This is a genomic window from Synechococcus sp. R5-12 (genome assembly GCF_047502655.1).
GTDB lineage: Bacteria > Cyanobacteriota > Cyanobacteriia > Thermostichales > Thermostichaceae > Thermostichus.
Window position 1 is genome coordinate 1 of sequence record NZ_JANSIM010000129.1, and the last position, 10,428, is coordinate 10,428.

General features: G+C 58.3%; 9 protein-coding genes, 1 tRNA gene and 1 pseudogene. 4 read left to right on the top strand and 7 right to left on the bottom strand.

Annotated elements, in window-relative coordinates; all coding sequences use genetic code 11:
- Positions 1-1,259, top strand: a pseudogene (locus NW843_RS07740) (sodium:proton antiporter); the annotation flags it as partial.
- On the opposite strand, the gene NW843_RS07745 reads toward NW843_RS07740, so the two are convergent.
- The 5 genes from NW843_RS07745 to NW843_RS07765 all read right to left on the bottom strand — a co-directional run bounded on the left by NW843_RS07745 (position 1,237) and on the right by NW843_RS07765 (position 6,109).
- On the bottom strand, positions 1,237-1,605 hold the full coding sequence (locus NW843_RS07745) for a gamma-glutamylcyclotransferase (protein WP_414349642.1): 369 nt from the start codon (positions 1,603-1,605) through the stop codon (positions 1,237-1,239). The pseudogene NW843_RS07740 and the gene NW843_RS07745 sit on opposite strands and share 23 nt — an antisense overlap.
- A gap of 42 nt (positions 1,606-1,647) precedes the next feature.
- Positions 1,648-2,259 (bottom strand): glycerol-3-phosphate 1-O-acyltransferase PlsY, encoded by a 612-nt coding sequence (gene plsY / locus NW843_RS07750; RefSeq protein ID WP_414522593.1) that lies wholly within the window; start codon positions 2,257-2,259, stop codon positions 1,648-1,650.
- Positions 2,260-2,461: 202 nt separating this feature from the next.
- Positions 2,462-4,390, bottom strand: a complete 1,929-nt coding sequence (gene gyrB / locus NW843_RS07755) for a DNA topoisomerase (ATP-hydrolyzing) subunit B (RefSeq protein ID WP_414522594.1) — start codon at positions 4,388-4,390, stop codon at positions 2,462-2,464.
- A gap of 201 nt (positions 4,391-4,591) precedes the next feature.
- A complete protein-coding gene (gene rimM / locus NW843_RS07760; RefSeq protein WP_414522595.1) occupies positions 4,592-5,131 on the bottom strand; it encodes a ribosome maturation factor RimM in 540 nt (179 codons plus the stop codon).
- A gap of 12 nt (positions 5,132-5,143) precedes the next feature.
- On the bottom strand, positions 5,144-6,109 hold the full coding sequence (locus NW843_RS07765) for an SPFH domain-containing protein (protein WP_414406659.1): 966 nt from the start codon (positions 6,107-6,109) through the stop codon (positions 5,144-5,146).
- Positions 6,110-6,326: 217 nt separating this feature from the next.
- Between NW843_RS07765 and NW843_RS07770 the strand changes: the two genes are divergently transcribed.
- The 3 genes from NW843_RS07770 to leuC all read left to right on the top strand — a co-directional run bounded on the left by NW843_RS07770 (position 6,327) and on the right by leuC (position 10,078).
- Positions 6,327-7,349: an NAD(P)/FAD-dependent oxidoreductase gene (locus NW843_RS07770; RefSeq protein WP_414522596.1), complete on the top strand. Its 1,023-nt coding sequence runs from the start codon at positions 6,327-6,329 to the stop codon at positions 7,347-7,349.
- A 68-nt stretch (positions 7,350-7,417) separates the two neighbouring features.
- Positions 7,418-8,509, top strand: a complete 1,092-nt coding sequence (locus tag NW843_RS07775) for a polysaccharide deacetylase family protein (protein ID WP_414522597.1) — start codon at positions 7,418-7,420, stop codon at positions 8,507-8,509.
- A gap of 165 nt (positions 8,510-8,674) precedes the next feature.
- The gene (leuC, locus tag NW843_RS07780; RefSeq protein WP_414522598.1) at positions 8,675-10,078 is read left to right on the top strand and encodes a 3-isopropylmalate dehydratase large subunit; all 1,404 of its coding nucleotides are present in this window, start codon (positions 8,675-8,677) and stop codon (positions 10,076-10,078) included.
- Between the two features lie 18 nt (positions 10,079-10,096).
- Here leuC and NW843_RS07785 read toward each other — a convergent pair.
- Together NW843_RS07785 and NW843_RS07790 are read right to left on the bottom strand one after the other, a co-directional pair.
- Positions 10,097-10,170, bottom strand: a tRNA-Met gene (locus tag NW843_RS07785).
- 48 nt (positions 10,171-10,218) lie between these two features.
- Positions 10,219-10,338, bottom strand: coding sequence for a hypothetical protein (locus NW843_RS07790; protein ID WP_414522599.1), 120 nt, complete (start codon positions 10,336-10,338; stop codon positions 10,219-10,221).
- Positions 10,339-10,428 lie beyond the last annotated feature (90 nt).

Here is a 10,428-nt window from a genome sequence, read left to right on the forward strand (position 1 = left end):
GGGGGGATGCCCTCAAGGCGCTGGTGTTTTTGACCATCTCGGTGACGGTGACGGTACAGGGGTTGACGGCAGCCTGGGTGGCCCGCTGGCTGGGTCTGGATCAGGGCAGTTCCACCGTAATCATCGGCGATCATCCCCTCACCAACCAATTGGCCCAGTTGATGCGCTCGCTCAACCAGACGGTCGAGGTGATCCCGTTGGTTTCTGGGTCTTCCAAAAATGGGCACGGCAGCTACAAAGCTCCCCACCCAACAGACGGTAAGGACTCCATCCCGCCATCCCGTAAGTCCTCCACATCCCTGTCAGGAACGCCGAAGCGTCGTCCAGCAGATGGCTTGCCCCCACAACTTCATTCCTCTGACGGCAACGGCACCCACAAGTCTGCCCCAAGCCAGGAAGTCGGCAAGCCAGAAGCCATCCCCGGATCCCTGCAGGAAGCTGTACTGAACGAGTCTGCTTTGTTGAAGGCCGATATCGACCATGCGGAAACTCTGTTGATCCTGACTCTGGATCCGCAGGTGAACTGGGCCATTGCCGAGTTGATGGTGAAACTCTCGGTTTCGGCCACCATCTGGACGGTGTTGCTGCCGGATATGCCCATCTCAGAAGGGATCCGCACCTTGCAGCCTTCCTTCCCCCAACTGCAGCGCTGGGCCGGCTATCTGGAGGCCAACCGGGCTGAGCTGCGCTCGATCACCCTACCCACGTTGGCAGACCTGGGCCTGCCTCTCCCTTTATCGCTACGTGACGCTTCTGCGAATGCGGCCTCAACCCTGCCGGAGGCAGTGCGGAGCAATAGAGCTGATGTCTTGACGGCTCAAGAGTCGTTCCCGACAGCGGTGCGGAGCGCTTTTTCAGCACCAGCGCTGCCCAATCCCTTCCTGGCCCAGATGGGACTGGAGGATCCCACCCTTGAACGGCTGCGGGATCAGTTTGCCTATCGAATCAAAGCCGATCTATGCCTGCCCTTGTTGTTGGTGCGCCCGCAGCGGCTGAGGAGCGGCTCATCTCGACCGGGTCGGCTCTTCTACCTGCCTGAGCCAGACATTTGGCGACGCGGGGATCGCATCTACTACCTGGAGCGCGTTTCCAGCCCTGTGGATGCCGGTGCTCTCTCCGCCAAAGAGTCTGATTCCCAAGAATGGGATCCGTCGGCAGCCGTTCGCGTTCGCGACAGCGGTGCGGAGCACAACAGTGGGATAGAGTCTTTGGTGCTGCCCCAGTATGTTGAGGGCGTCAAGCTCCACTTTGATCTCTAGCCAGCCAGCGGCCACTGGGGATGAGGGAACACCCCTGCACCTGCTCAGGCCGACCCAGATAAACCCAAGCAAAGGTGCCGCTATCCAGTTGCACCCACTGCCGTTCGTACACCCGCGGGTGGTCTTCCAGCTCGTCCAAGCGGGCCAATAGACTTAGGGGAATGCGGTAGCACTCGCCGTAGAGCCGGTTTCGGCCACGAACTGCCATCGGGTAGGGGCCGAGACTGTAAAGATCAATGTGGTTGAGGCTGTCTGTCCCCAAAAATTCTGCCCCCTGCAGCAAGCTGTGGTATTGGCCGCCCCGCAGCAGGGATCCGTAGACAAAAACCACTGTGGTCGGTTGCATAGCGTTGCGGAGTAATACAGCTGCTTCACAGTGCCTTGAAAATTAGGGAGATTGCGTCCATTTTTGGCCAATGCGCGGCTCCGACCCGGCCAGTAGGCGCTCGATGTTGCGCCGATGAGCACCGATCACATACACCCCGCCCGCCAACGCAAACAACAAATAGGGCAAAGGTTGAGCTGTTGCCCACATCATCACCGGAGCCGCCACTGCCGCCAAAAGGGAGCTGAAGGAAACGATGCGGGTGAGGGCGAGCCCCAGCAGCCAGACGCCGAAAGTTGTCAGGGCTACTGGCCAAGCCATAGCCAACAAGATCCCCAGGCTGGTGGCCACCGATTTGCCCCCCCTGAAGCCCAGCCAGCAGGAACGGCTATGGCCGATCACTGCGAACAATGCCGCCAAAACCACCCACCACGCGGATCCCAAGGCCGATCCCAGGGCAACTGCTGCTGCCCCCTTGGCAGCATCCACCAGCAACACCAGCAGGGCGGGCCCCTTGCCCAACGTCCGCAACACATTGGTCGCTCCGGTAGAGCCGGATCCCTGTTGGCGAATATCGATGCCTCCCCACCAACGACCTACCCAGTAGCCGGTTGGAATGGATCCCAGGAGATAGCCCCCCAGCACCGCAAGAAGAGCCGTAAGCAATGCAGGCATAGCAGGATCTGGAACGCTCTTCCCTCACTTTGCCACAGGGTCTGGGCTGCAACTGGGATCTTGCCCCGTCCGGGAGCTTTTGGCTGCTCGCGGCCTCGTCTGCAACACCGTTACGTTCGCGCCAGCGGTGCGGAGCACTTTCCCCCTGCCGTGGGCCCCGAAGAGGCGGGACAGAGTTCTCTCCACCCAATATCGAGAGCCGCTAAATATCGAGAGCCGCCAGATCCAAATGGGCACTGTGGGCCTCAATAAACTCCCGTCGGGGGCCAACGGCATCTCCCATCAAGATGGTGAAAATGCGATCCGCCTCCACCGCATCTTCGATGGTGATTTGTTTGAGGGTGCGCGTTGCCGGGTTCATGGTGGTCTCCCAGAGTTGTTCGGGCATCATTTCCCCCAGACCCTTGAACCGTTGGATGGTGTACTTGGCGTTGGCAGGCAGCCCCCGCAGGATCTGGTCTTTCTCGGCGTCGCTGTAGCAATAGCGAACATTGTTGCGGCCCCACTCGATTTTGTAGAGCGGCGGACAGGCGATATAGACATAGCCCTGTTCCAGAAGCGCCTTTTGATAGCGGTAGAAAAAGGTCAGCAACAGGGTGCGAATGTGGCTACCGTCCACATCGGCATCGGTCATGAGGATGATGCGGTGGTAGCGCAGTTGGCTGGGATCAAATTCATCGCCTTTAACTCCCAAACCCAGCGCTGTGATCATCGCCTGAATTTCGGCGTTTTTGTAGATCTTGGCGGGATCCGCCTTTTCAATGTTGAGGATCTTGCCGCGCAAGGGCAACACCGCCTGAAACTGCCGATCCCGACCTTGTTTGGCGCTGCCGCCTGCAGAGTCGCCTTCCACCAAATACACCTCAGACTCCGCCGGGTCGCGGCAACTGCAATCGGCCAACTTCCCCGGCAGCGTGGAAGATTCCAGGGCAGATTTGCGCCGCACCAATTCCCTGGCCCGCCGGGCTGCCTCGGCAGCATTGAAGGACTGGATGGCCTTATCGACGATCCCCCTGGCCACGTTGGGGTTGAATTCCAAGTACTCCGTGAGCGCCTCGGAGACGAGGGTTTGCACAATGCCCCGCACCTCGGTGTTGCCCAACTTGGTTTTGGTTTGCCCCTCAAACTCAGGGTTGGGCACCTTGACCGAGACGATGGCCGTCAACCCCTCGCGCACATTTTCTCCAGCCAGGTTGCTGTCGGAATCCTTCAGCTTGTTGAGTTTGCGGGCTTGGCTGTTGATGGTGAGGGTGAGAGAGGTTTTCAGGCCCTCTAGGTGGGTGCCTCCTTCGCTGGTGCGAATGTTGTTGGCAAAGCCAATCAAAGTATCGGTGTACACATCCGAGCACCACTGCAGGGCCACTTCCACCTCCACGCCATCCCGCTCCCCTTGGATGTAGATGATGTCAGAGTGGATGGGCGTTTTTTCGTGGTTGATGAAGGCCACATATTCCTTGATGCCGCCTGCATATTGATAGGTTTCGCAGTGAGGCGGATCCCGCCGCAGATCGCTAAAGGTAATTTTCAAGCCGGCATTGAGGTAGGCCAATTCGCGAAAGCGGGCCGCCAATACGGCATAGTCAAACTCTCGCTCGGGAAAGATCAGCCCATCCGGCTTGAAGCGCACCTCTGTACCCCGCCGATTGGATCCCTTGGGCTGGGGTTCGGATTTCAGGGATCCCACCACCGCCCCGCGCTCGAAACGTTGAAAGTAAACCTTGCCCTCTCGCCAAACCGTCACCTCCACCCATTCGGAGAGGGCATTCACCACCGACACGCCCACCCCGTGCAGCCCACCGGAGACTTTGTAGCCGCCACCGCCAAACTTGCCCCCCGCGTGCAGCACCGTCAGCACCGTAACCAGAGCCGACTGCCCGGTTTTGGGGTGGATGTCCACCGGAATGCCGCGGCCATTGTCCAAAACGGATACCGAGCCGTCGGGATGCAGGCTGATCTGAATATCATTGCAATAGCCGGCCAGGGCCTCATCCACAGAGTTGTCCACCACCTCGTACACCAAATGGTGCAACCCCTTCGGCCCGGTGGAGCCAATATACATGCCAGGCCGCTTGCGCACAGCCTCCAAGCCTTCCAAAACTTGGATCTGCTCTGCACCGTAGTTTTCCGTCATTCCCAACTCCAATTCCGAAGAAGGCTCCCGGCCAAGATCAACAGAAACCCAGAAAAATTGACCTTAAAGGCCGAGGATGAGCTTAGCATCAAAAAACTGCCCCTATAATAGCACAAAAGGCTAGAACGGCCACACAGGCGCTTCTGAGGGCCAAGTTCAGGATGGGATGCAGGTACGGAAGTCAGGCCGTCTTGTCGAACTCTAACCCAGAAAGCTCTCCACCAGCCCCGGCGGCGGCTGCACGTGAAGCGCGCCTTTTTCCAAATCCACGACAGGCACCAGGGCTTTCACAAAGGGGATCAACACCTGCCGGTGATCAGGGGTTGTTATCTCCAGCACATCCTGGCCGGCTGCCAAAATCCCCGAAACCTGTCCCAGCAGCTCCCCTTGGTGATAGACGGCCAAGCCGATGAGATCGCGGTAGTGGTACTCTTCCGGCTGCAAGGGCAAGCGGTGGGAAGCCGGTACCAGCAGCCTAGCCCCCACCCAGGTCTCAGCCACCGTTCGATTGGGGATCCCTTCCAGTCGCACCAAATAAAGACCCTTAGCCGGGAAAAACTGCCCCTCGATCAAGGGGTGCAGCAGGGGCTCGGGATCCGTATCCCGCTGCAACCAGCGTGGTCCAGGCTCTGTGAAGCGCTCTGGAAAATCCGACCAGCACCTAACCCGCAGCCAGCCCCGCAAGCCGTGGGCCGCCACCACCTGTCCCACCAGCAGCCAATCGGGATCCCGGGCCATCATGGTCGGTCCAACTCAGTCGAGCCGCGGAAAGTCCACTTCGGTTGGGAAAGAAGCCGGGGTACGCAGCTTCTGAGAGGCCGCCGCGCGAGATCCTTCCCCACCCTTGGCCACGTCCACCATGGAGAGCAGCCCTTGCAGGGTGCCAGGGATCGAATTGGGATCCATGAAGATTACCTTGGCGCTGGGACTGCTGCCTACCTTGAAGCCCATGTCGATATAGTTTTGCGCCATCAGGTATTGCAACGCATTGGCTGCCTCTGGATTCTCTTGCAAAGTGGCGGCGATGGTCTTGATGGCTTCAGCCGTGCCCTCAGCCAACAGCAGCCGCTCCCGTTTCTCCGCTTCTGCCCGCAATAGCTGCGCCTTGGCGGCCCCCGCAGCCTGGTTGATGCTGGCCTGCTGCTCCCCTTCTGATTTCAGAATAGCGGCCCGCTTTTCCCGCTCGGCAGCCATCTGCTTTTCCATCGAGTCTTGCACAGTTTTGGAGGGTTGAATGTCCCTGACTTCCACGCGCGTGATCTTGATCCCCCAGGGATCTGTGGCCTCGTCCAGCTCTGTCAAAAGGCGAGCGTTGATCTCGGCGCGGGAGGAAAAGGTTTGATCCAAATCCATGCGGCCAATTTCGGCGCGCAAGGCCGTCAGCACCAGGTTAATCAAAGCCCGCTGCACGTCCTCCACCGCATAGCGGGCCTTGATCATGTCGGTGATGCGCCAATAGACCACCGCATCGGCCATCAAAGAGACGTTGTCGCTGGTGATGCACTGCTGAGGAGGCACGTCCAACACCTTCTCGCGGATGGTTTCCTGGAACACAATCCTATCGATAGGGGGAAGAATAAAGTGCAATCCTGGGGTCAGCTTGCGATGAAACCTGCCCAAACGCTCCACCAATGCCTCATACCCCTGGCTGATGATTTTGACCGAGTTGAACAGGTAGCCGACAAAGATCAGGGCAATGGCCGCTAAGATACCTGGCATAGGGCTTTTCTCCTAAGGGGGAGTTCAGTCCCCATTCTAGACGGTTGCTAGACGGTTGTTGGGACTGCTCCCTTCACTTGGATCACGCCTCAACAGAAATGTGGTGGACTCAGCAGGATAAGCAGTCCTCGGAACATATAGAGTTTCTTAAGATTTTTCAGGCCGCAGCCAACGACCTGAGATCACCCGGCAAAAAGCTCGTGAGGGGATCCCGTCCATGAAACTGAGCAGCAGGAATCTAGAAGTTGCTTTGAACAAAATCTATGACGTGATTGTGGCCGGAGGGGGAGCAGGGGGGTTGTCGGCGGCAATCTATCTGGCTCGTTATGGATTGAGTTGCCTGGTGGTGGAGAAGGGCAGAGGCCGCTCTTTTTGGATGCAGGATTTGCGCAATTATCTGGGATTGCCTCCGACCACTCCCGGACGAGAGCTGTTGCGACAGGGAACAGAGCACGCCCTGAGTTTAGGGGTAGATTACCTGCGCGGCTTCGTGGAAGATGCCACCGATGAGGGAGACCTCTTTGCGGTCAAAGTCAAGGTGGGAAAAGTGAACAGCCTCTACCCCATTTTTCGGAGCAAATATCTGATTGCAGCAACCGGCATTATGGACGAGCTGCCTCAGTTGTCGGATATGCAGAATGTTTACGACTACGCCGGCTATTCACTGCATGTCTGTATGATCTGCGACGGCTATGAAATGCGGGATCAAAAGGCAGTGTTGATCGTCAATTCGGAAGATCGGATCAATACAGCTTTTGTCCTCAACTGGTTTACACCCTATATCTCGGTGTTGACCCACGGCCTCTGCTCGGTCGGCCCCGACATGCGCAAAAAACTGGCGGATCATGGCTACCCCCTCTACGAATCTCCTATTCGCCGCTTTCTTGGAGAAAACCATCAATTGCAGGGTGTGGAGTTGGAAGATGGCACTTACATCGAAGCAACTACCGGCTTGGTGGCGATGGGCGCCAGATACCACAATGCCTATTTGAAAGGGATCCCCGGCTTGAAATGGCAAGGGGAAAACCTGCTAACCGACGAGTGGTGTCGCACTGCCCATCCGCGGCTGTTTGCGCTGGGCGATTTAAAGCAGGGCCTGAACCAGGTGGCGATTGCGGTTGCCGATGGTACCTTAGCTGCCACAGCCATTTGGCGGGACATCCGACGGGCCTCGCCTGCACGTAAATGGGAAGAGCGCCTGCTCTCGCCACCCAGAAGCCCAGCAGGGCCTTCCGGTTAAATTGATGGGCTCTATCGAGCTTGGGTGGCTTCTGTCCTATGATTGGTTGCGAAGGATTAAGCCATTCCATGCACTCTCTGAAAGCGTTGATATTTTGCCTAGCCTTCCTACTGGTTGGACTGATCTACTACTGCACGGTAGAGGCCCAGCCTCTTTTTGAGCTGAACCTGACGGCCACCTCGGAATACAACCTCATTCTCCCCATCGAAAGCATTCGGGTGGTGCGCGGTGCCAATCCCCAAGATTTGCTCATTTATCTATCAGCTCCTTCGGCAGCCTGGATCCATCAAGAAGAGGTGAACGGGCACTATTTGATTGACATCCCCTACGGAGTCATTACCCGTACAACAACCGTCGAGGTCGCTTCGGATCTGCCCTATCGGCTGAGCTGGGGCAACCAAAATGAGCAGACGGGGCGTTTACTGATTACCCCTGCTCCCGCTCATGTGCAGGTGTTTCTGCAGCATAGCTGGATCCCGGATCCCGACTTTCTCGATCCGGCAGAAAATACTCAACCTTTGCAACTGCCCTTGGAAGAAATGCTGGGGCCTTTACTGGAGGTGCCGCCTCGTTCTGCCTTTCTGACCATTGATGATGGCCCCTGGCCCCAATCCACCCCCCGACTTTTACAGGTTTTGGATGATCTTCAGATCCCGGCCACTTTCTTTGTTATTGGCACCCACGTTTCCCGATTTCCAGAGTTGGCTCAATCGATTCAGGCCCATCACCACACCCTAGCCAATCATACTTTTACCCACGATTATCAACGTCTCTACGGAAGCAACGAGCTGTTTTATGCTGAGGTGGATCAGACAACCCAACTGCTCAAAACGCTGAACTTGGATCCCCAACTGGTTGTTCGCCCACCGGGAGGTTTTCGCCTAGATTCTGCTTTGCGTCGCTCTCTGGAGCAGGCAGGATATCGCGTTCTTTACTGGAACATGAGCCCGGAAGATGCCTACGCGGGCCAAAGCGCAGCCCAACTTTTGGAGCGTGTTCGAGCTCAGTTGCCGGCGATCCAAGCTTCCGATCAGCCCCTGGTTTTGCTGCTCCACGATCGCTGGCCCCACACCGCAGAGGCCCTGCCGGATATCGTCGCTGCCATTCAAGAGGCGGGCTATCGCTTTTTGCCTTGGCCGGCCATCAGGGATCCCGTTTGAAGGGCGAGTTTCTCGTTGGCTGAGGCAGGGGTTTCCCGGTTTGAGGACTCAGATCCGCCTTCGCCCACCGGGATCGCATAGAGATAACGGCAGCCCGTACCTTGACAACCCTTTCCCCAAGTAGCACATTGAAAGTTCACAGGACTTGGCTGCGGGCCGAGAAAGATGAGCGAGAGGACATTATTCGATAAGGTGTGGGATGCCCATACGGTGCGGATTTTGCCCTCTGGGCAGACGCAGTTGTTCATCGGCCTGCACCTAATTCACGAGGTGACCAGTCCGCAGGCTTTTGCCATGCTGCGGGAGCGCCATCTGCCGGTTCTGTTTCCCGAGCGGACGGTGGCCACCGTGGATCACATCATTCCCACCGACAACCGGGCACGGCCTTTTGCGGATCCCTTGGCAGAGGAGATGATCCAGGAACTGGAGCGCAATTGCCGGCAATACGGCATCCGCTTCTACAACAGCGGCTCCGGTCGGCAGGGGATCGTGCATGTGATTGCCCCGGAGCAAGGGTTAACTCTGCCGGGGATGACCATCGCCTGTGGGGACAGCCACACCTCTACCCACGGGGCCTTTGGGGCCATTGCTTTTGGGATCGGCACCAGCCAGGTGCGAGACGTATTGGCCACCCAAACTTTGGCTTTGTCCAAGCTCAAGGTGCGCCGCATTGAGATCCACGGCAAGTTGGGGCCGGGAGTTTACGCTAAGGATGTAATTCTGCACATCATCCGCAAGCTGGGGGTCAAAGGCGGGGTGGGCTACGCCTACGAGTATGGGGGCAGCGCCATTGAAGCCATGAGCATGGAAGAGCGCATGACCCTCTGCAACATGTCCATCGAGGGAGGAGCCCGCTGTGGCTACGTCAACCCCGATGCGGTGACCTTTGAGTATTTGCGGGGGCGAGAGTTTGCCCCCCAGGGATCCGATTGGGAAGAGGCGGTAGCCTGGTGGAGAAGCCTGGCCAGCGATGGCGATGCCCGCTACGACGATGTGGTGGTCTTCCAGGCCGCAGACATTGCGCCGACGGTTACTTGGGGGATCACCCCCGGCCAAGGGATTGGGGTGGATGAGCGGATCCCTGCCCCAGAAGATCTGCCGGAAAGCGAGCGGGAACTGGCCAAAGAGGCCTATGCCTACATGGACTTGCAGCCGGGGGATCCCATCGTGGGGACACCGGTGGATGTCTGCTTCATCGGCAGTTGCACCAATGGCCGCTTGAGCGACCTGCGGGAGGCAGCCAAGATTGCCAAGGGGCGGCGGGTGGCCCCAGGGGTGAAGGCGTTTGTGGTGCCCGGCTCAGAACGGGTAAAGCAGGAAGCAGAACAGGAGGGCTTGCGGGAGATCTTCGAGGCGGCAGGGTTTGAGTGGCGGGATCCCGGTTGCTCCATGTGTTTGGCGATGAACCCGGATCGGCTGGTGGGGCGCCAGATCAGCGCCTCTTCTTCCAACCGCAACTTCAAGGGCCGCCAGGGATCCCCCAGCGGGCGTACTCTGCTCATGAGCCCGGCTATGGTGGCCGCAGCGGCAGTCAGCGGCAAGGTGGTGGATGTGCGGACGCTGCTCTAAGCAACTGTCTCCTAGGTATAGCGGGGACTGGATTTGAACCAGTGACCTTCGGGTTATGAGCCCGACGAGCTACCAGGCTGCTCTACCCCGCGGCGCTTTTCTAGCCTAGCTTGTCCTCCGGCTAACCGGCAAGCCTACGCCTAAGTTTCGCCCTTTTGTGTGGGTATTGTCTTCGGGGATCCCCGTCGCACCTGGATGAGCTGGGCGGTGATGCTGATGGCAATCTCGGCGGGGGTTTCGGCGTGGATCTCCAGACCGATGGGGGCAAAGAGCCGAGTAAACTACCCGACTCCGACCGCTAAAGCCGTACGGAGCGGGCTTTCAGTAGCCCTGAGCCTGCTCTGCTCTAC